A 24,205-nucleotide genomic window follows, 5' to 3' on the forward strand; every position below is an offset into this window, starting at 1 on the left:
ACTCTATGATGAAGAGACTACAAATAATTAAAATTTGGAACTTCATATTAGCCCAATATTAACTACACTATAATGGATTGAAGCTCATGTAGTTTTATATTCGTATGAGTGAATTAAGGATTTCTTAAGAACCTATTAAGAAATAAGTGAGTTTGAGGAATTAGAATAAATGTATCTTAACAGTAATAAGAGAGGTAATGGTATTAAACGGTAGTCCTTATAGTATGTCAAAAATTAATAAATTAGTATTTCAGGAGGTTTTTATGAAAAAGAAAATAATTATTGCACTTAGTGCTTCTGCTATAATACTGACTAATTTTGTAGGAAGTACTTATGCAGATTCGAAAATAGAAGTTTCTGTTACAGCTCCCTACAATACAAATCAAATAGCGGGATGGTTAGAAGCACATGCAAAGCCTTTAAAAACAACTAATCCAACTGCATCTCTTAATGATTTAAAACCACTTAAGAATATGGTAGGTTCAGCTTCAATCGTAGGTTTAGGTGAAGCAACACATGGGGCTCATGAAGTTTTTACGATGAAACACCGTATTGTTAATTACTTAGTATCTGAAAAGGGCTTTACCAACTTAGTTTTAGAAGAGGGGTGGGACAGAGCTTTGGAACTTGATCGATATGTTCTTACTGGTAAGGGAAACCCAATCCAACATCTATCACCTACATTTAAAACGAAAGAAATGTTGGATTTACTTGATTGGATTCGGCAATATAATGCTAATCCAAAACATAAATCTAAAGTGCGTGTCATCGGGATGGATATTCAATCAGTAAATGAGAATGTTTATAATAATATAATAGAATATGTAAAGAGGAACAATTCAGATCTTGTGCCTAGAATAGAAGCGAAGATAAAAGGTCTTATTACTGTAACAAAGGATATGAATACTTTTGAGATTCTTTCGAAAGAAGAAAAAGAAAAGTATATTTCAGATGCTAAACAAATCAGTGCTTTATTAGAACAAAATAAAAGTTATCTAAATGGAAAATCCAAAGAGTTCGCATGGATAAAACAAAATGCCCGTATTATTGAACAGTTCACTACAATGTTAGCGTCACCTCCTGATAAAACATCGGATATTTTTTTGAAACATGATATCGCAATGTATGAAAATGCGAAGTGGACTGAAGAACATTTAGGAAAAACCATTGTATGGGGACATAATGGGCACGTTTCGAAAACAAATATGATTCCTTTTATATACCCTAAAGTAGCTGGGCAGCATTTAGCAGAATACTATGGGAAACGGTATGTATCTATTGGAACATCAGTTTATGAAGGACAATATAATGTTTATAATAGTGACGGTGAATTTGGCCCTTATGGAACATTAAAATCAGATGATCCAAACAGTTATAACTACACCTTCGGACAAGTTAAAAAAGATCAATTTTTTATTGATTTACGTAAGGCGAACGGAGTGACAAGAACTTGGTTAAACGAACAACATCCAATTTTCGCGGGGATAACTACCGAAGGGCCTACTATACCTAAAACTGTTGATATATCATTAGGGAAATCATTTGATATACTTGTTCAAATTCAAAAAGTGAGTCCATCTCAAGTGCATCAATAAAAGTAGAATCATATGTCTTAATGACAACGTGATAAATGTTTCATATAGCGCTATGAAATTTTGTTATATAGCAAGAAAAATAATCATATTAGAAAAAATCAGCAATGTAACTTGTTAAGAGTAAAAAGAATATTCAATATTTAAAGCGCGAAAAAACACTGAAGCGACATCGGTGTTTTTTTGCACTTTCGAGCACAGATGCTACTGCAATCCTATTATTATAGAAACGATTTCGAATGTAAGGAATTCGTAAGGGATAGGTAAGGAAAAAGAGATTTTCATTGTGTAGGATAAAAATATAAGGAGGCGTGAAGGGGGGGGAAGTACGGCCTACATATAAAACAATCAGTAACAAGAGTGTTTTGTGAAAATAATGAGTACAATGATTGCAAATGCATTGTTGCTTTTTCATCATTGGGAGAATGGATAGCTGTTTGGTTCGTATATGACACAGCTATCAACTATCTATACAATTTTAATAGAAGAGAGGAATGCTTTATGAAAACACGCAGTAAAATTACATGTGCAAGTCTAGCACTTTTAATAGCTGGAAGTTCTCTGTTATACATACCACCAGCCTCAATTGTAAAAGCAGAACCCACGCAAAATGTATCTAGTTCGTTACAAACAAGTGCTCAAAGCGATCGTACTTCCGTTAAGAAAGCAATGCGGGATACACTGCAACTAGGATACCCGGGAATACTCGCTCAAATTTCTAAGGGTGGTAAAACTTGGAGTTATACTGCTGGGGTAGCGGATCTGAGAACTAAGAAACCAATGAAAGCAGATTTTCGCTTTCGTATTGGCAGTGTGACGAAAACGTTCATTGCAACAGTTCTACTTCAATTATCTGGAGAGAACCGTTTAAATTTAGACGACCCTATTGAAAAATGGTTGCCTGGTGTCATTCAAGGAAACGGATATGATGGTAACCAGATTACGATCCGGCAACTATTGAATCATACAAGTGGTATTGCTGACTATATAAATTCAAAAGATTTTGATATTACGGATATAAAAAAATCGTATACGGCTGAAGAATTTGTAAAGATGGGGATTTCTCTTCCACCAAACTTTGCTCCAGGGAAGGGTTGGTCTTATTCAAACACAGGATACGTAATACTGGGGATCCTTATCGAAAAAGTAACAGGAAACAGCTATGCGGAAGAGGTTGAAAATCGGATTATTGAACCGCTTGATTTGTCAAATACATTCCTACCTGGCAATTCAAGCGTGATTCCAGGCACCAAGCATGCACGTGGATATTTGCAACTAGACGGAGCCAGTGAGCTAAAAGACGTTACTTATATTAACCCAGGTAGCTCGGATGGAGATATGATTTCTAATGCTGACGACTTAAACAAATTCTTCTCTTACTTACTCAGTGGCAAATTACTGAAGGAACAGCAACTAAAACAAATGCTTACTACAGTTCCTACAGAAAGAGAGGGAACTAGATATGGCCTTGGAATTCTTGAAATTAAGCTTCCGAACGGTGTTACGGTATGGGGACACAGGGGTGCCGTTCCAGGGTTTTCCACTTTTGTTGGTGGAACACTTGGAGGAAAACGTACATTTGCTATCAATGCGAACAGTTTAAACATTCATAATCCGGAATTTTTTAAAGATATTTTACTTGCTGAATTTAGCAAGTAGGAAAAACAGATAAATTTTATCATTTGTAATTTCCATCGGAATAGATTATCGCTTGAAATGAGTATAGAGGGGGTTAAGTATATAGAAACACTCAAACCAACTATAAGAGATGGCTAAGTAAAAGGTTTGGTTTATGCATTGGTCGTTTAAAAGAGCAACACATATAATGGGTGATTATTATATATACTATTGTATTTGTATGGGTATTGTCACTAATTGTAAATTTATATAAATTGCGAAGTCTAATTTAAGACTTCGCAATTTTTTCGTTTAACAGCTTTTATTGTGAAGCTATTTACAATAGAAAAAAGGAGGATGTAACTAGTTATGTGGATACTACTGTATGATTGGTGCAACGAATTGTGACTCTAACGTATTTGAAAGATCTGATAAATTCAACGTTTATCGTCCTGACATTGATATTAAAAAGGCATTTAGTGGTACTGCAAAACAACTTGCTTTTGGATCAAGTATCTATAATTGTGTAGGAGCAGCATTTGTAAAATTAGAAATTGAACTAGATTCAACCATCAAAGATAATATTAGCGGAAAAAAATTGAGGGACATCAAGGATTTTGTGAAGAGGACTTCAAAAATGAAATACTATTGTAATAAGCTATATTTTTATTATTAATTGAAAGTTATTACTCTGTAAATTCAGTCATTTATTATATAACTGAGTGCATAAAAAATGAACCGAATTCTAATAAATAACGTAAAAGCTAAAAGAGTTTTGCTTTGGGAACATCTCAAAATAGTGAACTACCCACCACTTAGTACCTCTTACGAGCTTACTTGAAGTAGGGGCTTCTCGGTTCATCGCTACTTTTGATAGCTAACGAATTTGTCCTAGGACAGCCGAGCTAACTCCCTTGTTCCAAAGGTTATTTTGTTACTATTTATGCCAACACTAATAAGCGGATGGCTTCTTTTTTGATATTGATCGCTGCGTTATAGTCGCGACTGATTGTGAGTCCACACGAACACGCATAGGTGCGTTCACATAATGGCATTTCTTTTTTATTTCCACAATTACTACACATCTTTGTAGAAGGAAACCATTTATCTATTTTTACAAGCTGTTTTCCTTGTTCTTGTAGCTTATATGCTAAAAATGTCGTGAACATCCTCCAACCGTTGTCCGCTACACTCTTACCAAATCTAAATGCTCGTGACATTCCTTTCATATGTAAGTCTTCGATTGCTACAACATCAAAATTCGCAGCTAATTCTTTAGACTTACGATGAAGAAAATTTTTACGTTGATTGGCGACCTTTTCATGCAATTTCGTTACACGAATGCGTTGTTTATTCCAGCGTTCTGAACCTTTCACACGTCTTGCTAATACTCGTTGTGCCTTCGCTAATTTCTCTAACATCTGACGATAAAAGTGAGGATAATTGGCTTTCTCATCTTCGCTACTCACATACAATTCAGCCATTGCGAAGTCTAATCCAACTAAAGTTTGTACTTCTTTTTGTACAATCTCTTTTTCATATTCAGTCAAGATGGACACATAGTATTTGCCAGTAGGTGTCATCGAAATCGTACACGATTTGATGATATGTTTTGGCGGGATTTCTCTATGCTGCTTCAGTTTCACCATTTTCAACTTTGGTAATTTGATATAACCATGAAATAACATAATATTTCCGTTTACTCGATTCGTTGTATAGGATTTTCTACTCTTTTTACTTTTGAATGTAGGAAAATCACTTTGACCACTAAAAAAATTCTTATACGCAGTTTGCAAGTTTAATTGCGCGTTGGCTAATGCCAATGAATCAACTTCTTTCAACCATTCATACTCTGTCTTATATTTTGCAGGAGTAGGGAATTTTTGTTTCTTCAGTTCTTCCTTGTTCCCTTTATATTTTTCATATACTTCTTTTCGTTCAGCCAGCATTTTGTTATACACAAAACGTACACACCCGAATGTTTTTCGTATGAGATGTGCTTGTTCTTCTGTTGGATACAGACGAAATTTATACGCCTTATTCTGCTTTGGCATATCCATTCACCTCATTTTCCATAAGCTATGACGGTGATCACACAACCTGAACACTACAAGATTATTATCTACTTTCATTGTTATATCAAAATTCCCCTCTTATAAGACTGATTATATCAGAGGCGAAATAAATAGGAAAACCCAATGTTTGGCTACGCTAAACCGAAATTCATCTCCCACCTGCCGCTAGACTATCGTCTTTCACACGCCTGAGGAAGGAGACTTCTTTCGGATAATATGTTAAAACCCAAATTTCTCAATTTAATGCTGAGATATTTGGGTTTTTCTGAAGTAATCAATTTTTTAAAAAATTTTTAGAAATTTAAAGATAAAGTATTGTATACATGTAAGTATGATTAAAAATGAAAAGTTGTAAATGCTAAATTTAATTAAATACGCTTTACTCTCTTTACCATTGGCTTGAGTGAATAGTTTATAGGAAATTACACTGGCTAAAGATGCGATAATTGTTCCAAGCCCTCCAATATTTACTCCTAGTAATAAAGCTTTCCAATCAGAAGTAAAGTTTGATAGAAGAATTGAAGTAGGAAAATTGCTAATCAATTGACTCAAAAATATGGAACTAAAGAAGACTGAAGTATCTCCTCTTAAATTAGCGCGAGCAAAGGTCTCCAGCGCATCAGAATGAGAAATGTTTCCAATAAAAATAAAAAAACAGACAAAGGTTATTAGAAGAAAGTAATCAACCTTTAATAGTAAGTTTCTATCTAACGTAAAAGCTGCCATCAATGTAACTATTAGCGCAATGTAATAATTAATGAAACCAAAAATAGATGCAATGATAGTGATAAGTATCAAAACCCAGATGGTAGCTTTTTTTCGATTCTTCACGGTAATAACAGGTAGTTCTATTTTTAAATCTGTTTTTTGAAGTTTTTGAGTAAATATAAACAACAAACTAATTCCAAGTACAGCTAAAAGCAGGATTGAACCTAAAAATGGGATGAGCTTAATTCCATAGTAAGAATATAAGTATAAATTTTGTGGGTTTCCCATAGGCATCAAGCTACTACCGATGTTTGCCGCAATTGTCTGCAGGATGATTGTATCCATCATGTTTATTTGTGTTTTTTTACTAATGACAAGTGTTATTGGTACAAAAGTGAGGAGAGCGACATCATTTGTTACAAACATGGAGCAAATAAAGCATAACAAAATTAGAATAATAGATATTGACCTGCTGTTATTGCATTTATTTAAAATCGCAATGGCAAGTTTTTCTAATATCTTTAGCTGTTCCAAGGCCTTAATGGCTACCATCAGATTAAATAAGCTAATTAACACTTCAAAGTTAATATATTCGATCTTTGGCGAATATATGAAGCAGCTTACAATTGCTAGTATCAGTGAAATGGTAAGTACTAAATCCTTTTTTAAAAATTCGAATTTCATAAGGAGTCTTTTTTTATTTTGAACAAATACTATTTCTTTCACAATACACCACCTGTAATTTATGTTAGTAAATATACGTTTTTGGGGATAACTCGATATTGCTAGAAAAGAGGATGACATAAGGCCCTAAATAAGAGTTTTGTAATGTTTCATCCCTTCAACAAAATCCTTTTTTTCTTAGTGTCTTTAATGTTGTAAATATGTGCAATATAGACGAATCCAGCTAGGGGGATTAATTGAGAAAACAAATGTTTTTTGTATGATACCATAAATAAATTAAATGTTTTATTTTTTAAATATTCCTATAATATTCTGGTGATTCTTGATTTCAAATAATTTATATGAACTTCTAAAAGAGAAAAAGTATGCATGTTTATATGAAGAAAATAGAGGCTTGTCAAAGGTTAGGTAGAACAGAATCCGCGACGTTTGGATACTGTATAAAATTCACAAAATCTCACTGTTTTTTAGATGAAAAATCTTAAAATATTTTTTTATTTTTATAAAAATCTGTACTTTTTCGTAACATTCTGTACTTTTAATTATAAATTAAAGACAAGCTTCTCTTAGTTGAAGTTTGAAAGCGCTTCATAGTTTTTCTATAAATTTTTTATCTAGCCTATTTTTGAGATTAGTAGTGAGAAAGGAGATATTTTCATGTTCTTGAGAAAATTAACAAATAACCAGTTAATCACTATTGATTTTATGATTTAAATGTAAATCACCGGTAAACGAAACAAACATAATAGTACAACAACATTAGTGGATAAGAATATTAGTTTTACAGAAGGGGATAGAGCAACGGGTGTATAAACGTTAAGTTCTTCAAAATTTCAGTTTTACAGTTACATGTTGTGATGTTTGCTTAACAGGTCAATCCTATTAATATAGAAAACTTTTATCCTTGTTGTATTTGAATATGAAAGAGGTATTTATACCAGGAAATATAGGTGATTTTATATAGATTATGATATAAAAAATTTGTTATGGAGTGATAATATGGAAAGTTTTTTTGTAGATTTAGTCGGATCAACAAATGATTTTTTATGGTCTAAATTGTTAATTATTATGCTTGTTATTTGCGGAATTTATTTTACATTTAAATTGAATTTTGTACAGTTTCGAATGTTAAAAGAGATGGTCCGTGTATTAATGGAGGGGAAAAGTGGTTCTAAAGATCAAATCTCTCCTTTTCAAGCGTTTTGTATTGGTATGGCAGCCCGCGTTGGGACAGGGAATATTACAGGAATTGCTATTGCAATTGCATTAGGTGGTCCTGGAGCTGTATTTTGGATGTGGATTATTTCTATTATTAGCTCGGCATCTAGTTTTGTCGAAAGCACATTAGCACAGATATATAAAGTAAAAGATAAAACTGGTTTCCGCGGTGGTCCATCCTATTATATGGAAAAAGGGTTGAATAAACGTTGGATGGGAGTATTATTCTCTATTTTAATCACAATTACTTTTGGACTTGTATTCAATTCAGTACAATCAAATACAGTTACAATTGCTTTTCAAAACTCATTTGGTACAGATCGTCTAACAGTTGGGATAATCATGGCCATTGCTTTTGCTGCGATTATTTTTGGTGGTGTACAACGTATTGCAAAAATGGCTGAATACAAGGTGGTATTTTTAGCGGTATTATACATTGGAGTTGCATTATTTGTTGTAGTTACCAACATATCAAAAATGCCGGAAGTTCTTTCTCTTATTGTTCAAAACGCATTTGGTTTTAAACAAATAGCAGGCGGTTCAATTGGTGCAGCACTTATGAATGGAGTTAAACGCGGTTTATTCTCAAATGAAGCTGGTATGGGAAGTGCACCAAACGTTGCCGCAACAGCAACAACAAGTCATCCGGTGAAACAAGGACTGATTCAAGCATTTGGTGTATTAACGGATACACTAATCATTTGTACTAGCACCGCCTTTATTATTTTGCTGTCTGATGCATATAAACAACCGGGGTTAAATGGTATTGCACTTACACAAGCAGCATTAAGTGAACACATAGGTCCTTGGGCATCGGGTTGTCTTGCTATCTTTGTTTTTTTATTTGGATTTGGTGCGTTAATTGGCAACTATTATTATGGTGAAACAAATATTCGCTTCTTACATACAAGTAAAGTGTGGTTAATGATATACAGAATAAGTGTGTTGGCTATGATTGTATTTGGTTCTGTTGCAAAGATCCAAATTGTATGGGATTTAGCGGATTTATTTATGGGCTTTATGGTTATTATTAATTTAATTGCTATTACCTTACTTTCAAAAGTAGCATTTGCGGCGTTACAAGATTATATAAACCAGAAAAAAGCTGGTAAAGATCCTATTTTTTATAAAGAAAACATTAAAGGACTTGAAAATATTGAATGTTGGGATAGTTATGAGAAAACTTCAAAAAAGAAAAGTGTGTAATAAGAAAAATATTCAGACTGCAATATGTCTGAATATTTTTCTTGGTTCTAGTGCAAATAGTATCGATGATATTAAAGAAAAAAGTATTTTATATAAAGCTAATAGTACGGGGGAATATTTTTAAATGATAAAAGATTATAGCGTTCAAATTGAAGGTCAAGAAAAAGTTTGCTTAGATCAATGGGTAGCTCATTATCGAACGTATGCAGCTAAGGGACGAAGCGCCAGTTATATTCCAGCTTTGGGAGAAATAAATGTATCGCAGTTAGGTATTTGTATAGTAAAGCCAGATGGAACAATGATAAATTCAGGAGATTGGGAGGTACCCTTCACATTACAAAGTATATCAAAAGTAATCGGTTTTATAGCCGCTTGTTTAAGTCGTGGTATTTCTTATGTATTAGAACGAGTTGACGTAGAGCCAACTGGAGATGCTTTCAATTCAATTATTCGTTTAGAGATACATAAACCAGGAAAACCTTTTAATCCTATGATTAATGCTGGAGCGATTACGATAGCTTCACTTTTGCCAGGGACATCAGTGCAAGAAAAATTAGAATCTATATACGTATTAATTGAGAAAATGATAGAGAAGCGTCCTGCTATTAATGAAATAGTATTTCAATCGGAATGGGAAACGGCTCATCGTAATAGAGCATTAGCATACTATTTAAAGGAGAACGGTTTTCTAGAGTCAGATGTGGAGGAGACACTAGAGGTTTACCTAAAACAATGTTCGATTGAAATAAATACAGAAGATATTGCCTTAATAGGGCTTATACTAGCACATGACGGATATCATCCTATGCGCAAAGAACAAGTGCTCCCTAAAGAAGTAGCTAGGTTAACAAAAGCTTTAATGCTTACTTGTGGAATGTACAATGCTTCTGGCAAATTTGCTGCTTTCATTGGATTACCAGCTAAAAGTGGGGTATCCGGCGGAATTATGACACTTGTTCCCTCAAAATCTAGGAAGGATTTACCGTTCCAAGATGGATGTGGTATTGGTATTTACGGACCGGCTATTGATGAATATGGGAATAGTTTACCAGGAGTTATGTTGTTAGAACATATTGCAAAAGAATGGGATTTAAGTATATTTTAAAAAGGAGCACAGATATTTTGGTGTCAGAGCGAGTCCAAAAGTGTTCAGACCTTATATTGTGTCTGAACATTTTTGAGTTATAAAGTATCTTTCTAAAGTAGAAGAGTGTAATAAATACTCACAATCTGTAATGCTTTCGTTTATATCTTATTTATCAGTTTTTGAAAAAAATAGAGTAAGTGTTGTATTAATGCAAATAGGTTTGTATACTGACTGTTAGGCGAAAGTGAGAAGTGATTATTTTGAATCTTAGTAATTTAGTAAAAAAAGACATCTATATTCTCGTTTTAATGATACTTACAGTACCCTTAGTAGGTGAAATAAAGTCATTTCCCTTAAATGAAACATTTAGAATGAGCTTTGGTGCACCAACATTTTTCTTTTTTTTGTTATTGTTTCGACGAGTTCCAGCATTTTTACCGGGTTTTTTAACAGCAATAGTTGTGGTAGTATTTCGTATCTCAATGGATGTCATTATAAAGGGAAATATGGATTGGTTAGCTGCTTTTCATACCCACTATCCTAGTTTTTTCTTTTATTTTACGTATTCGTATCTCTTTCATTTAGCAAAAATCAAACGTTTTTATCATCAACCACTAATGATTGGTTTTATTGGTTGCATGATTGAAATACTGTCAGACTGTGTGGAATTAATGATTCAATATTTCGTATTAAAAACATCAATCACATCTGAGGCAATAAATGAGATCATTGTTATCGCATGTTCCCATAGTTTTATAGTTCTAAGTTTTTTCAATATGATGAAATTGTATGAAGCGCAATCAAGGGAGAGACACATAAAAAAACAAAATGAACATATGCTTATGCTCATCTCTAATTTATATGAAGATGCTGTGCATTTAAAAAAAACATTACAAGATGCTGAGAATATAACAAAAAAATCCTATGATTTATATAAAACCTTAGACTCTTTTGAGCATAAACAGATGGATTTTCAGTTTCAGGATTTAAGGCAACAGGCATTACAAATTGCTGGCGAGGTCCATGACGTTAAAAAGGATAACCAACGCATTTTTGCGGGACTTTCAAAACTAATTTCTGATGAAAGTTTTACAGATTATATGTCTGTACATGAACTGGTAAACATCATTATACGGGCAAATACGAAATATGCACGGTTGCTAGAGAAAGATATCCAATTTGTGTATAAAATTGATGGTGTGCATCCTCATTATCATATTTATACAATCTTATCTATTATAAATAATATCGTTATAAACGCTGTAGAAGCTATCCAAGGTATGGGAATCATCACAATTGACATTAATAAAGACCATCATTTTGTTGAATTTCGAGTAGGAGATAACGGTCCAGGTATTTCTTCAAAATATAAAGATTCAATTTTTGAGCCTGGTTTTACTTCTAAATATGATGATTTAGGCAATCCATCGACAGGCATCGGACTATCGTATGTTAAAGAAATGGTCGAACAACTAGAAGGTGATGTTACGCTTGAGGACAGAACCGAAGGAAAAGGATCAATTTTTATAATTAGATTAGGGATTGATCATATAATTTCGAAAGGGTGATTCTATGTATTTTTATATAGTAGATGATGAAAAAGCGGTTCGCTCAATGTTGGCTCAAATTATCGAGGATGAAGATCTTGGAGAGGTTATAGGAGAAGCTGAGGATGGTTTATCTTTAGAGCAACACATGCCAATCCTTAAAAAGATTGACATTTTATTTATCGATTTGTTAATGCCGATTCAAGATGGAATAAAAACAATTCGTCAAATAAAGCCTTCGTTTAAAGGGAAAATCATCATGGTTTCTCAAGTAGAATCAAAAGAGCTAATTGCTGAAGCTTATTCGCTTGGCGTTGAATACTATATTATTAAGCCAATTAACCGGATTGAAGTCTTAACAGTTGTTCGGAAAGTCATTGAACGAATTCGTTTGGAAAAATCGATAAAAAACATTCAAGAATCGCTTAATATGGTATTAAAATTGGATAGTAATTCAAGTGTGCAAGAAAAATACCGTAATGAAAAACATTTAAATACTTTTAATCACTTTCAAAATTCCATTCATTTTCTTTTGTCTGAATTAGGAATAGCCAGTGAAAGTGGAAGTAAAGATTTAATGGATATGCTAGATTATTTATATAAATATGAACAAGATAACACGTTGGAACAAGGTTTTCCCTCACTAAAAGAGATTTTTATGAATTTAGCTCAAAAAAAACTTGGGGATTCAGCTGAAGACGCCGAGTTAAAAAGGTTTATAGAAGCTTCCAAACAACGGATTCGGAGAGCAATTTATCAATCATTAAACCATTTAGCTTCCCTTGGACTTACTGATTTTTTAAACCCGAAGTTCGAAAATTATGCTTCTAGATTTTTTGATTTTACTACCGTAAGGAGAAAGATGACAGAATTGAATAATGAACCAACAGTACCTGCTCGTATTGATACGAAAAAATTTATTCAAGTTCTTTATTTTGAAGCAAAACGAATACACTTGGAATTAAGATGATAAACTCTTGCTCATTATTATTTTCAATTAATAGATTGATAGTTGTTTTCATGTTATTTGTTTTATATAGTCTTTCTAAGAGAGTAGTTTCCTTTATTTCATATTGGTTTTAAAATCAGAAAATTATGTATAAATTTGGTAGAAATGTACTAAATTGGAACAAAAGAATATGTATTTTTTACACATTAATATTCATTTAAAAAACGAGTATTTCTAAAATAAAATATAACTACATAGTAAGTTGAATTGAAAAAAAGATGCTATCTTCTAGCATCTTTTTTTCTTTAAGAGAAAATATCATTGATACTTATATTATTTGAAATTCAAATGCAGGCATATAAATAAAGGAAAAGGAGATAATATTTAACAAATTATAATTGGAAATGGTATTTTAGGTCAGAAATGTTTTTATACTAATTAGGTTATTGGTACTAAATAAGCATAATGTCTCGCTTTTCTGCTCTTTAATCTTACAGTTATTTTTTATTAAGTACATACCGTTCTTTAGAAGTCTCAATCCTAGCAGAGTATATAAATTGGGTGATAAACATGTGGAACATAATTACTTCTTATCTTCCAGATTGGAAAGTCTTTGTACAAGCTTTTATCTTGTTTTTAATTCCGTATACTATCTCAAGATTTTTTCATTGGGTTCGTATGTCAGAGAAAGAGTGGGAAGAATGAGTTGGTGGAAGTCAAGAGACAAACAAGTGAAGAAAAATAATATTCAAAGTAAAACGAAACAAGAGTATAAACCTTCTCAAAATGCAACCGTTCATTTCACAAATGATTTTGCCTCTAACTTAGAACTTATAAAGCAACAGATCGGGCATAATTCTGATGTTCGTTTTCGGAAGTTTAATATTGGACGCACAGATATTCAAGCTGGGATCATTTTTGTTGATGGTCTATCAGATAAAGAGATCATTGACAAACACATTATGAAGTTACTAATGGATGATTTTTCTGACGAATATAAAAATGAATCTTCTTATGTGGAGGGGACTGTTTCAAAAGAATATATTAAAAATAAAGTTCTTACAATTAGTGAAGTAGCAGAAGTCCATTACATAAAAGATTTGATATCCAAAGTATTGATAGGTTCAACAGCTCTCTTAATTGATGGTTTAGCAGATGTGTTTATTCTTGGTACAACAAAAGCAAATAAACGAAACATTGAAGAACCAGTATCAGAGGCATTAGTCAGAGGGCCACGGGTCGGTTTTACTGAAGTATTAAGTGATAATACCTCACTTTTGCGACGGCATTGTGCGGATGAGAACTTATCATTAGTAAAGCTACCAGTAGGAGAACGTGCAAAGAAAGAGTTAGTTATCGCATTTATTAAAGATCTTGCTAGTACAGAATTGGTGGATGAAATAAAAAACAGAATTCAGAAAATTGACATAGACAGTGTACTCGAATCTGGTTACATAGAGCAACTCATTGAAGATAATTATCTCAGTCCTTTTCCGCAGATTCAAAATACAGAACGACCTGATCGTGTTATTAGTGCTTTGATGGAAGGTCGAGTAGCTATTTTGTTAGATGGAACACCATTTGTTTTAATTGCTCCAGTTACATTTAGTATGCTGCTGCAATCACCAGAAGATTATTATGAAAGGTGGATTCCTGGTACGCTTCTCCGCTTATTACGCTTCATGACAGCTTTTGTTTCATTATTTGCTCCAGCACTGTATATTTCTTTTATTTCATTTCATCCAGGGTTAATTCCCACTAAGCTTGCTATTTCTATTATCGGATCGCGAGAAGGAGTTCCTTTTCCCGCTTTAATAGAAGCGTTAATTATGGAAGTAGCTATCGAAGTTTTACGAGAAGCAGGTTTACGTCTGCCTAAACCGATTGGACCTGCAATGGGAATTGTGGGCGGTTTAATAATTGGTCAGGCTGCCGTAGAAGCAGGAATTGTTAGTCCAATAATGGTTATTGTTGTTGCGGTAACAGCTATTTCTTCTTTTACTATTCCGCAATATAGTGTGGGAATTACGTTACGCATTCTTCGTTTTGTAGCTATGTTTTGTGCTGCGATATTTGGCTTGTATGGTGTTATTCTCTTCTTTCTTTTACTTTGCAGTCATTTAGTGAAACTGAAAAGTTTTGGCGTTCCTTATACTAGCCCTGCTGTTCCGTATCGATTTAGTGACTGGAAAGATTTTATGGTTCGCATGCCATTAAAAATAATGAGACGTCGACCGAAAATACTGCATACTAAAAAAACTATCCGCAAAAGGTAGCTGATGACGAAAGGAAGTGGCCTTCAGTGATTACTGAACCTAAAGACCGAATAACAACTTCGCAAGTAGTTGTTATTATTGTAAATTACATACTTGGAACAGGAATCCTCACTCTGCCCAGAGCATCTGTGGAAAAAGTGAAAACACCAGATGTATGGCTAAGTGTGATATTAGGTGGGATACTCGCAATGGTTTCAGGAGTAATTATGGTCAAATTAAGTCAGCAGTTTCCAGATAAAACATTTTATCAATACAGTCAAGATATTGTAGGGAAATGGATAGGCAGGTTTCTTAGTTTTCTTATTATAGGGTATTTTCTTACAACCTCAGCATTTCAAATTCGTTCAATGGCAGAAGTAATAAGCTTTTTTTTGCTCGAAGGAACTCCCACATGGGCCATTATTATGCCTTTTATGTGGATAGGTCTCTATTTGATTATGAGTGGTATTAACTCGATTGCACGGATGTTTGAAATAATATTTCCTATTACTTTTTTTATTTTTTTACTCATTTCCTTTATGAGTATCGGAATATTCGAGATAGATAATCTCCGTCCCGTATTGGGTTTGGGGATTAAACCAGTGTTAGATGGGATAAAAACAACGTCTCTCGCATATACAGGTCCTGAAATTATGTTAATTCTTTTGGTGTTTATGGAACAACGAAAGAAAGCAGTAAAAGCTATTTTAGTTGGAATTTCAATTCCGTTAATCTTTTATGTAATAACTGTTGTAATAGTCATTGGTGCCTTATCAATTGACGGAGTTGTAACAAGAACATGGCCGACAATTGACCTTATGCGTAGTTTTGAGATTTCTGGTTTGATATTTGAACGTTTTGAATCTTTACTGCTTGTAATATGGATTATGCAAATATTTGCTACCTATACGATTAGTTACTATGCAGCTGCATTAGGATTAGCGCAACTCTTTAAAAAGAGTATTCATCCGTTTATTTTTGCTTTGATTCCAATCATTTACATCATTGCTATGACTTCGAAAAATATAAATGACTTGCTTAAATTGGGGGATATGCTCGGTAATGCTGCTTTATTTTTATTTGGTTTACTGCCACTGCTTCTTCTTATTATTACGCGATTAAAAGGAGGAGTAGTGTGAAAAAGAAATTTAATTATATGCGGTTCTATTTAGTTTTGTTATGGGCGCTTTTGCTTCTATTTTTAACAGGATGTTGGAGCAGTAAAGAAGTAGAAGAGTTGAGTTTAACTGCAGGTATAGCACTAGATAAAGGGAAGGATTCAACAATTGAGAAAGAGGATGAGGAAGGAGGTTATCCTAAAAGAAATCTTATAACAGCTACTTATCAAATTGTTAGTTCGCAAGCACAAAGTAAAGGAAACGGACAACAAAAACGTTATATAAATGTTTCTGAGACCGGTGATTCCATTCATCAAATTGTTCGTGAGTTTTCATTAAAAAGAGAGAGCACAATGTTCAGCCCACATTTAAAAAACATTGTTATTAGTGATAGTCTTGTACGTACATACAGTTTAGAACAATTACTTGAACAGTATCTCCGTGACAATGAAGTTCGGCTTAGCTGTATGCTCTTAATTAGCAAGGGTCTAGCGAAGGAGGTACTGGAATCAAACAAAAAAGGAGAAATCCCAGCATTTCGTTTGTCTGGAATTGCAGATAATAGAAATAGAACAACAAGGATTTTACCTCCTGTATCGCTCGCTAAATTGGAAGGAAAGATGCGGTCAGGGTCTAGTTTTCTTTTGCAAAATGTAATCTCGATAAATGGGGAAACAAAATTTGCAGGAGCTGCTGTAATTAAAGGGAAGACAAAAAAGTTGATGGGCTTTTTAAATGAACAGGAATTGGAAGGAGTAGTATGGATAAACGGAAAAAGGAATGGTGGTGTGGTAAAAACTTTTGATAAAGAATCAAAGAAACTCATTATATACGAAATAAAGTCAATAAAAAGCAAAATCATACCACATGTTAATGGAAATAATATTTCCTTTGATGTAAACATTGAATCAGAAGGGCGTTTATCTGAAAATTGGATGCAATCAGGAAAAGATTTTGAAAATGAATTTTTAAAAAGGGAAGAAAAAGCTATTGAAAAAGAAGTAAAGCACTTAGTACATCATGTTACAAAAAAAATACAAAAAGAATATCAAGTCGATATGGCGGGTTTTGGCAACCAATTAAGAATTAAAAACCCGAGAACATGGGCGAAAGTCAAAAAAGATTGGGATCGTACATTTAGTAAAGTACCGATTAAATATCATATAAATGTAACTATACAAGATTATGGAGCGTCAAGTTTAAAACGGTGAGACGTCTTAATTGACCTTATATTTACACAAAAACAAAAGGTTACAAAAATTTTAATTTAAAAATTTTTGTAACCTTTTGTTTTTTTATGTCCTTCTTATTATAGATTAAAGAAATGATTTTATCCCGCTATTTGCCGGGCAGTAAGACCCCCACCTCAAAATTCAGCGAAAGCAAAGAAGTTATTAGAGGTATATGTAAGCTCTATATAGGAAGGAGAATTTTGAAATTCTATTGATAAACCAAGTAATTGTAATAGCCCTTATTTAGAATAATAATTGTAAAATCAATAAAATTTAGAGTAAAAGGAGCAAGAGCAAATTATTATGAATAAACAAATAGGATTCATCGGATGTGGAAACATGGGTATTGCTATGATAGGTGGGATGATTAAAAAAAATATAGTTTCTCCAGATCAAATAATTTGTTCAGATTTAAATGTCATTAATTTAAAAAATGCTAGTAATGAATATGGCATAACTATAACTACTAACAACAATGAAGTCGCTAACAGTGCTGACATTTTAATTTTATCAATCAAACCAGATTTATACTCATCGGTAATTAACCAAATAAAAGATCAAATAAAAAATGATGTAATCGTTGTAACTATTGCTGCAGGAAAAAGTATTAAGAGCACTGAGAATGAATTTGGTAGAAAGTTAAAAGTTGTTAGAGTAATGCCTAATACACCAGCACTTGTTGGAGAAGGAATGTCTGCGTTATGTTTTAATGAAATGGTTACAGAAAAAGATATAAAAGAGGTACTGAACATATTTAATATTTTCGGCCAGACGGAGGTCATAAATGAAAAACTAATGGATGCTGTTACATCTATTAGTGGTTCTTCTCCAGCATATGTGTATATGTTTATAGAAGCCATGGCAGATGCTGCTGTACTTGGTGGTATGCCGAGAAAACAAGCTTATAAATTTGCGGCTCAGGCTGTATTAGGTTCTGCAAAAATGGTATTGGAAACAGGAATACATCCAGGTGAATTGAAGGATATGGTTTGTTCTCCAGGTGGAACGACAATAGAAGCCGTAGCAGCACTAGAAGAAAAAGGTTTAAGAACAGCTATCATTTCAGCTATGAAACGTTGTACGCAAAAATCTATGGAAATGTCTAGTTTAACTAATAAGTGAGAAGTGAATTTATATAATATTTCAAATCTATTTAATGTAAAAGAAATATTATGAGGCTAGTGAATAACTAAGTAGATTTATATACAACACTAACGAGACGAACAAACCTTATTTTAAAGGGGATACAGAAAATATGAGTAATTTACTAAAAAAGAAATCCGTTAAACAATTGTTAGAGCATAATCAAAGCAAGACTTTAACGAAAACATTAGGAGCATTTGATTTAATTATGTTAGGGGTAGGCTCGATAGTTGGAACGGGTGTTCTTGTGTTAACTGGATTAGTAGCAGCAAGAAATGCTGGTCCAGCAGTTATTTTTTCATTTATACTTGCAGCAATTATATGTGGATTTATAGCATTATGTTATGCAGAAATTGCTTCCACACTCCCGGCGTCTGGTAGTGTATATACGTACTCATATGCAACAATTGGTGAGTTTGTTGCTCATCTAGTAGGTTGGTCTTTACTGTTAATATATATCGTGGCAACAGCGGCTGTCGCTGCTGGATGGACAGGCTATTTCCACAATTTAATAAAAGGATTTGGATTAGAGATACCTAAAGCTCTAGTAACGATTCCTTCGCATGGTGGTATTGTGAATCTACCAGCAGTAATCATTACATTGATATTAACATGGATGTTATCCCGTGGTACGAGGGAAAGTAAACGAATCAATAATATAATGGTATTGATTAAAATTGGAATGATTTTGTTGTTCATTACGGTTGGTATATTCTATGTAAAACCAATGAACTGGATACCAATTGCACCATACGGTTTAAGTGGGGTTTTTACGGGTGGAGCAGCTATTTTATTTGCCTTTACGGGTTTTGATATATTAGCAACTTCAGCAGAAGAAGTAAAAGATCCGAAACGTAATCTTCCCATCGGTATTATTGCATCATTAATCATATGTACAATTATTTATATTATGGTATGCCTTGTTATGACAGGAATGGTTTCCTATAAAGAATTAAATGTTCCTGAGGCAATGGCTTATGTAATGGAAGTTGTAGGACAAGGGAAAGTCGCTAGTGCAATTGCTGCAGGTGCTGTAATTGGCCTTATGGCTGTTATTTTTTCCAATATGTATGCAGCAACACGAGTATTCTTTGCAATGAGTCGTGATGGATTGTTACCGAAATCATTTGCGAAAGTTAATAAGAAAACTGGAGCACCTACTTTTATAACTGGATTGGCAGGAATAGGGAGCTCTATAATAGCTGGGTTTATTGACTTAAAAGAATTGGTTAATTTAGTTAATATCGGTAGTTTGGTGACGTTTGCATTAGTTTGTCTATCAGTTATTATTCTCCGTAAATCACACCCCAATTTAAAACGTGGATTTATGGTACCTTTTGTACCTGTATTACCAAGCATTTCAATTGTATGTTGTGTGTTTTTAATGCTAAATTTACCGTTAAGTACATGGGTGTACTTTAGTATTTGGATTACTATTGGGGCAGTAATATATTTCCTTTACTCGATAAAACACAGTAATTTAAATGAGGAAACGATCTCGAAATTACATGATAAAATTGCGAGATAATAATGATAGAAAATTTTATTAATAATCATATTGATAGTTGAGTAACATAGAAACAGTTTTTTGACATTTAGCAAGAAATAAAATGAAAAATCCTTGGACAGCTGAGTGCCTTTTTTAGAAACATTGCCTGTTTTTCATGATTTAAAACTAATAAGGAGAGGAAAGTATGAGTGAATTGCATTTTATGAGTCTAGAAGAACTGGATAATGAATTAGAAAAAGATGACAGTGGTATTTATTTTATTAAAGATTATAATGACAATATTATTTATATAGGCAAGGCTTTTAGTATAAAAAGTAGAGTATTAGCTCATTTTAATAGTTATTCCAATATTAAGGAATATGTACATTTATTTAATAAAGTAGCGTATCTTATTGAAGATAGTTTGTTAAAACGCTCATTGTTACAAGTTACTTATATGATTAAATATAAACCAGTATTAAACAAAGAAGTCCAAAAAGAATTCCCAAAGTTGTATACTCAATACATTAAGCGGACAAATAAAAAATCTATGTTGTTAGAAATGGATGAAGCTAAAGAAAAAGAGGGTGAGTTAAAGAATAAATTAGTAAAATTAGTTGGCGGAAAAACTATGTTTTATGACATAATTTCTCTGTTAAACAATGGATATAACTATCATGTCCTCGCAAAAGTATTGAGCATAGAACTTCAAACTTTAATTATAATAAAAGAACACCGAAACAAATTCCCGATACCACATAATTATAAGAGGACAATAAAGCATCAAGATATAATGTATGCTTTATCTGGAAAAAAGAATTTAAGTACTTCAAGGTTAAACACTTAACTTTAAAGTAGTAAATTCGTTGCTTGTAGCACTTCAACTAGATTGTGTCGCTGAAAGTTAGAAAGGTCAGTTTATTAAGTAGCCTCTGGGGAATGAGCCTAGTACAATATTGGGTTCATTCCCTTTGATTCTTCCTTGATTCTTTTATGATTATAGTACTTTATATACTTTGCTAATTCTTGTTTGAAATCTGTTATACTTCCAAATTCTTTCGATACAGAAATAGACATACAAAAACGCCATCCTTTCCTATGAATTTACAGAAAGAATAGCTATTTTTTCAAAAGTGAGTTCTTTTATTGAAAAGCTTTGGTTCTATATGACAGATAAAAGGAAAAGCGGCGCTAAAATAGCGGGGAGTCCTTGTTTCACGATAATTGATTTATTGGATGTGGAACCTCCGAAAATAGCTGCGATGATTTCCATACTATTCTGCCTCCGTTAGTCCTTAATATAAGTTTTATACTATTTCCATTTGGCAATTTTCTCAACAGGGAGACGATATGTAGCATATCCTTCGTTGGCTATTTTATCAATAGGTAGAATTATAACTGATACATAGCGCTCTTTTTCCAATCCAAAGAATGTATTGTTATTTTCTTTGTCATGCTCTCTGATTGGAGTGGAATCATATTTATGTGCAAGTGCTGTCAGCATGAACTGCATAGAGAGAAATACTAGATCAATCAGTATAGTTCCGCGATTTTTCTTGATATGGAAGTTTTTAAGAAGAGTATTTTGTATATACAAAATACTCAAATGTAATTTATAAATATGAAGTTAATAAAATAAATTTGGATTAATCCTATTCCAAAAGCTAATCCTATATATACCGTTTACAAATTAGTTGTCTAAGTATTTTTTAGTTTAAAGAGTGTAGTGTCTTCGTTCTTTATTGAATCAACTTTCAAATGTTGGTTCAATATTTTCTATTCTCTTGGAACTTAGTTCTCGTTTACTTCTCACAAAAGCAATAAAATCTATTATCTCTTCTGTTGACAGTGCTTCTCCATCTATTAAAAGTGTTGGATCTGAATCGTTTAGGAGTCTTGTAATATCAATTACATCTTTGTTTTGATGTGAATGTTCAATTCGACCTAATATATAATCTACAGACGTATCAAATAAATCGGCTATTTTAGATAAAGATTGTAATGAAGGTAATCTATAACCATTTTCATAACCAGCATAGGTGCTTTTCGCAATCCCAAGTCGATCTGCTGTCTCTTGTAAGGACCATTTTTGTTTTTTTCTTAATTTAGATAAACGTTCCAGCATTCGTCTCATACCCCATCTAATTTTATTAAATTAATTATAACATAGAAAAAGAATCAAGAATAGAAAAAAAGTACGCGTATTGAATACAAAAACTTGATTAATTCAAATTAAGTTCTATAATGATAAATATAAATACGCATTACGCGAACGATATATCGTTGTTTATTTTATGGAGGGGTTGTGTATGATGAAAATTTTATTACTTGCAACTGGTGGGACAATTGCATCTGTGGAGGGGAATGAAGGGCTTGTTCCAGGGGTGTCCGCTGAGGAATTATTGAATTATTTTTCGAAGTCGTCTCGAAACTTAGAAATAGATTGCAAAATCTTAATGAATATTGATAGTACCAATATGCAACCTGAGCATTGGAAGGAAATAGCTAATGCTGTTTTTAATCACTATGATGACTATGACGGGTTTGTGATTACACATGGAACGGATACGTTAGCTTATACATCTTCTGCGTTATCTTATATGCTTCAAGGTTTAAGAAAACCAGTTGTTTTAACAGGCTCACAAGTACCTATTAGTTTTAAAAAAACAGACGCAAAGAAAAATGTAGCTGATGCTCTTAGATTTGCCTGTGAGGATGTTGGCGGTGTGTTTATTGTTTTTGATAGTAGGGTGATTATTGGGACGAGAGCAGTTAAAATGCGAACAAAAAGTTATGATGCATTTGAAAGTGTGAATTATCCATATGTTGCTGAGGTAAATGAAGATGAAGTGAAATATCATTGGAAGCCAACGTCCTCCCATAATGAACTTTCAATAAATACTAATTTATGTACGGATGTTTTTCTTATGAAATTGTATCCAGGTACAAAGCCGGAGATATTTGATTGTTTGAAAGATTTGTATAAAGGGATTATTATTGAAAGTTTTGGTAACGGTGGATTACCTTTTGAAGGAAGGAACTTGCTTTCGAAAATTCAAGAGTTGACTGAAATGGGGATTGCTGTAGTGATTACTACTCAATGCCTGGAAGAGGGAGAAGACATACTTCTCTATGAAGTAGGACGGAAAGTGGTGCAACATCAAGTAATATTATCTGGTGATATGAATACGGAAGCCATCATAGCAAAATTGATGTGGACGCTTGGAAAAACTAATAAATTAGAAGAGATTAAAAAAATTATTGAAGAGCCTTTAGCCTACGATTTAACAATAAAATCTGATAAGGATTGGTAATAACTTCATATGATTTATTTAGGTTTTACATTTAATATAGGGGAGAAATTAAAATGTCAATAACAAACAAGAACATGCGAGTGGAGAAGGATTTTTTGGGAGGAAAGGAATTACCTACTGAAGCATATTACGGAATTCAGACTTTACGCGCTGATGAAAATTTCCCGATTACAGGGTATAAAATTCATGAAAGTTTAATTAGAGCGTTCGCAATTGTAAAAAAAGCTGCAGCGCTTGCTAATACCGATGTAGGAAGATTGGAATTGAACAAGGGCGGCGCGATCGCAGAAGCTGCTCAAGAAATTCTTGATGGAAAATGGCATGATCATTTCATCGTAGATCCAATTCAAGGCGGAGCAGGTACTTCAATGAACATGAATGCAAATGAAGTCATTGCCAACCGTGCTCTTGAATTATTAGGAATGGAAAAGGGAGACTATCATTATATTAGTCCAAATAGTCATGTAAACATGGCGCAATCAACAAACGATGCATTCCCAACGGCGATTCATATCGCAACATTAAATGCATTAGAAGGTTTATTACAAACGATGGGGTATATGCATGATGTATTTGAATTAAAAGCAGAGCAGTTCGATCATGTTATTAAAATGGGTCGTACACATTTACAAGACGCTGTACCAATTCGTCTTGGACAAGAATTTAAAGCGTACTCTCGCGTACTTGAACGTGATATGAAACGAATTCAGCAATCACGTCAACACTTATATGAAGTGAATATGGGGGCAACTGCAGTTGGTACAGGATTAAATGCAGATCCAGAATATATTGAAGCAGTTGTGAAACATTTAGCTGCAATTAGTGAGCTACCACTTGTTGGTGCAGAAGACCTAGTAGATGCAACGCAAAATACGGATGCATATACAGAAGTATCAGCAGCACTTAAAGTATGTATGATGAATATGTCTAAAATTGCGAATGACCTTCGCTTAATGGCATCAGGTCCACGC

Annotated in this window: 18 protein-coding genes and 3 pseudogenes; 15 read left to right on the plus strand and 6 right to left on the minus strand. The window is 33.2% G+C overall.

The features are described 5' to 3' along the window. Positions 1-263: 263 nt before the first annotated feature. The 3 genes from DM800_RS24730 (at position 264) to DM800_RS24745 (ending at position 3,885) form a co-directional block, all read left to right on the plus strand. On the plus strand, positions 264-1,595 hold the full coding sequence (locus tag DM800_RS24730) for an erythromycin esterase family protein (RefSeq protein WP_147787827.1): 1,332 nt from the start codon (positions 264-266) through the stop codon (positions 1,593-1,595). 498 nt (positions 1,596-2,093) lie between these two features. Then, the gene (locus DM800_RS24740; RefSeq protein ID WP_147787829.1) at positions 2,094-3,251 is read left to right on the plus strand and encodes a serine hydrolase domain-containing protein; all 1,158 of its coding nucleotides are present in this window, start codon (positions 2,094-2,096) and stop codon (positions 3,249-3,251) included. A gap of 343 nt (positions 3,252-3,594) precedes the next feature. Continuing rightward, positions 3,595-3,885, plus strand: a complete 291-nt coding sequence (locus DM800_RS24745; RefSeq protein WP_147787830.1) for a cytochrome — start codon at positions 3,595-3,597, stop codon at positions 3,883-3,885. 265 nt (positions 3,886-4,150) lie between these two features. Here DM800_RS24745 and DM800_RS24750 read toward each other — a convergent pair whose 3' ends face one another. Both DM800_RS24750 and DM800_RS24755 read right to left on the minus strand, forming a co-directional pair. Next, the gene (locus DM800_RS24750; protein WP_147787831.1) at positions 4,151-5,263 is read right to left on the minus strand and encodes an RNA-guided endonuclease TnpB family protein; all 1,113 of its coding nucleotides are present in this window, start codon (positions 5,261-5,263) and stop codon (positions 4,151-4,153) included. Between the two features lie 303 nt (positions 5,264-5,566). Further along, positions 5,567-6,718, minus strand: a complete 1,152-nt coding sequence (locus DM800_RS24755; protein ID WP_147787832.1) for an anion transporter — start codon at positions 6,716-6,718, stop codon at positions 5,567-5,569. A 957-nt stretch (positions 6,719-7,675) separates the two neighbouring features. Between DM800_RS24755 and DM800_RS24760 the strand changes: the two genes are divergently transcribed. From DM800_RS24760 to DM800_RS24805, 10 genes are all read left to right on the plus strand, one after another. After that, the gene (locus DM800_RS24760; protein WP_097888723.1) at positions 7,676-9,100 is read left to right on the plus strand and encodes an alanine/glycine:cation symporter family protein; all 1,425 of its coding nucleotides are present in this window, start codon (positions 7,676-7,678) and stop codon (positions 9,098-9,100) included. A gap of 124 nt (positions 9,101-9,224) precedes the next feature. After that, complete coding sequence (gene glsA / locus DM800_RS24765) at positions 9,225-10,205, plus strand: glutaminase GlsA (protein ID WP_147787833.1); 981 nt, start codon at positions 9,225-9,227, stop codon at positions 10,203-10,205. Between the two features lie 233 nt (positions 10,206-10,438). Beyond that, positions 10,439-11,755, plus strand: coding sequence for an ATP-binding protein (locus DM800_RS24770; protein ID WP_147787834.1), 1,317 nt, complete (start codon positions 10,439-10,441; stop codon positions 11,753-11,755). A gap of 4 nt (positions 11,756-11,759) precedes the next feature. Continuing rightward, positions 11,760-12,704 carry a response regulator gene (locus DM800_RS24775; protein WP_147787835.1) on the plus strand — a complete coding sequence of 315 codons (945 nt, stop codon included), beginning with the start codon at positions 11,760-11,762 and terminating at the stop codon, positions 12,702-12,704. Between the two features lie 680 nt (positions 12,705-13,384). Beyond that, positions 13,385-14,959 (plus strand): spore germination protein, encoded by a 1,575-nt coding sequence (locus DM800_RS24780; protein ID WP_147787836.1) that lies wholly within the window; start codon positions 13,385-13,387, stop codon positions 14,957-14,959. A 26-nt stretch (positions 14,960-14,985) separates the two neighbouring features. Continuing rightward, the gene (locus tag DM800_RS24785) at positions 14,986-16,077 is read left to right on the plus strand and encodes a spore germination protein (RefSeq protein WP_147787837.1); all 1,092 of its coding nucleotides are present in this window, start codon (positions 14,986-14,988) and stop codon (positions 16,075-16,077) included. Further along, the gene (locus DM800_RS24790; RefSeq protein ID WP_147787838.1) at positions 16,074-17,267 is read left to right on the plus strand and encodes a Ger(x)C family spore germination protein; all 1,194 of its coding nucleotides are present in this window, start codon (positions 16,074-16,076) and stop codon (positions 17,265-17,267) included. Before DM800_RS24785 ends, DM800_RS24790 begins: the two co-directional genes overlap by 4 nt. Positions 17,268-17,591: 324 nt before the next feature. Then, positions 17,592-18,410, plus strand: coding sequence for a pyrroline-5-carboxylate reductase (gene proC / locus DM800_RS24795; RefSeq protein WP_147787839.1), 819 nt, complete (start codon positions 17,592-17,594; stop codon positions 18,408-18,410). Positions 18,411-18,543: 133 nt separating this feature from the next. After that, complete coding sequence (locus tag DM800_RS24800) at positions 18,544-19,959, plus strand: amino acid permease (RefSeq protein WP_147787840.1); 1,416 nt, start codon at positions 18,544-18,546, stop codon at positions 19,957-19,959. Between the two features lie 166 nt (positions 19,960-20,125). Beyond that, positions 20,126-20,767 carry a nucleotide excision repair endonuclease gene (locus DM800_RS24805; protein WP_147787841.1) on the plus strand — a complete coding sequence of 214 codons (642 nt, stop codon included), beginning with the start codon at positions 20,126-20,128 and terminating at the stop codon, positions 20,765-20,767. 98 nt (positions 20,768-20,865) lie between these two features. On the opposite strand, the pseudogene DM800_RS24810 reads toward DM800_RS24805, so the two are convergent. The 4 genes and pseudogenes from DM800_RS24810 to ansR all read right to left on the minus strand — a co-directional run. Beyond that, a pseudogene (locus DM800_RS24810) lies at positions 20,866-20,979 on the minus strand (IS3 family transposase); the annotation flags it as partial. 103 nt (positions 20,980-21,082) lie between these two features. Beyond that, positions 21,083-21,187 (minus strand): annotated as a pseudogene (locus tag DM800_RS24815) (DUF1304 family protein); the annotation flags it as partial. A gap of 45 nt (positions 21,188-21,232) precedes the next feature. Beyond that, positions 21,233-21,472 (minus strand): annotated as a pseudogene (locus DM800_RS24820) (nitroreductase family protein); the annotation flags it as partial. 195 nt (positions 21,473-21,667) lie between these two features. Continuing rightward, on the minus strand, positions 21,668-22,045 hold the full coding sequence (ansR, locus tag DM800_RS24825) for an HTH-type transcriptional regulator AnsR (RefSeq protein WP_147787844.1): 378 nt from the start codon (positions 22,043-22,045) through the stop codon (positions 21,668-21,670). A 184-nt stretch (positions 22,046-22,229) separates the two neighbouring features. Between ansR and ansA the strand changes: the two genes are divergently transcribed. Both ansA and DM800_RS24835 read left to right on the plus strand, forming a co-directional pair. Then, positions 22,230-23,234 carry an asparaginase gene (ansA, locus tag DM800_RS24830; RefSeq protein WP_147787845.1) on the plus strand — a complete coding sequence of 335 codons (1,005 nt, stop codon included), beginning with the start codon at positions 22,230-22,232 and terminating at the stop codon, positions 23,232-23,234. A gap of 53 nt (positions 23,235-23,287) precedes the next feature. Then, a partial coding sequence (locus DM800_RS24835; RefSeq protein ID WP_255447046.1) for a lyase family protein occupies positions 23,288-24,205 on the plus strand: 918 nt, incomplete at its 3' end.

Source organism: Bacillus sp. AY18-3, assembly GCF_008042305.1.
In the GTDB taxonomy this organism is placed as follows: domain Bacteria; phylum Bacillota; class Bacilli; order Bacillales; family Bacillaceae_G; genus Bacillus_A; species Bacillus_A wiedmannii.

What these genes read in the sequence shown, in the direction of transcription:
- DM800_RS24730 (WP_147787827.1), top strand. Translation starts at nt 264, where the DNA reads ATGAAAAAGAAAATAATTATTGCACTTAGTGCTTCTGCTATAATACTG.
- DM800_RS24740 (WP_147787829.1), top strand. Translation starts at nt 2,094, where the DNA reads ATGAAAACACGCAGTAAAATTACATGTGCAAGTCTAGCACTTTTAATA.
- DM800_RS24745 (WP_147787830.1), top strand. Translation starts at nt 3,595, where the DNA reads ATGATTGGTGCAACGAATTGTGACTCTAACGTATTTGAAAGATCTGAT.
- DM800_RS24750 (WP_147787831.1), bottom strand. Translation starts at nt 5,263, where the DNA reads ATGCCAAAGCAGAATAAGGCGTATAAATTTCGTCTGTATCCAACAGAA.
- DM800_RS24760 (WP_097888723.1), top strand. Translation starts at nt 7,676, where the DNA reads ATGGAAAGTTTTTTTGTAGATTTAGTCGGATCAACAAATGATTTTTTA.
- glsA (WP_147787833.1), top strand. Translation starts at nt 9,225, where the DNA reads ATGATAAAAGATTATAGCGTTCAAATTGAAGGTCAAGAAAAAGTTTGC.
- DM800_RS24775 (WP_147787835.1), top strand. Translation starts at nt 11,760, where the DNA reads ATGTATTTTTATATAGTAGATGATGAAAAAGCGGTTCGCTCAATGTTG.
- DM800_RS24780 (WP_147787836.1), top strand. Translation starts at nt 13,385, where the DNA reads ATGAGTTGGTGGAAGTCAAGAGACAAACAAGTGAAGAAAAATAATATT.
- proC (WP_147787839.1), top strand. Translation starts at nt 17,592, where the DNA reads ATGAATAAACAAATAGGATTCATCGGATGTGGAAACATGGGTATTGCT.
- DM800_RS24800 (WP_147787840.1), top strand. Translation starts at nt 18,544, where the DNA reads ATGAGTAATTTACTAAAAAAGAAATCCGTTAAACAATTGTTAGAGCAT.
- DM800_RS24805 (WP_147787841.1), top strand. Translation starts at nt 20,126, where the DNA reads ATGAGTGAATTGCATTTTATGAGTCTAGAAGAACTGGATAATGAATTA.
- ansR (WP_147787844.1), bottom strand. Translation starts at nt 22,045, where the DNA reads ATGCTGGAACGTTTATCTAAATTAAGAAAAAAACAAAAATGGTCCTTA.
- ansA (WP_147787845.1), top strand. Translation starts at nt 22,230, where the DNA reads ATGATGAAAATTTTATTACTTGCAACTGGTGGGACAATTGCATCTGTG.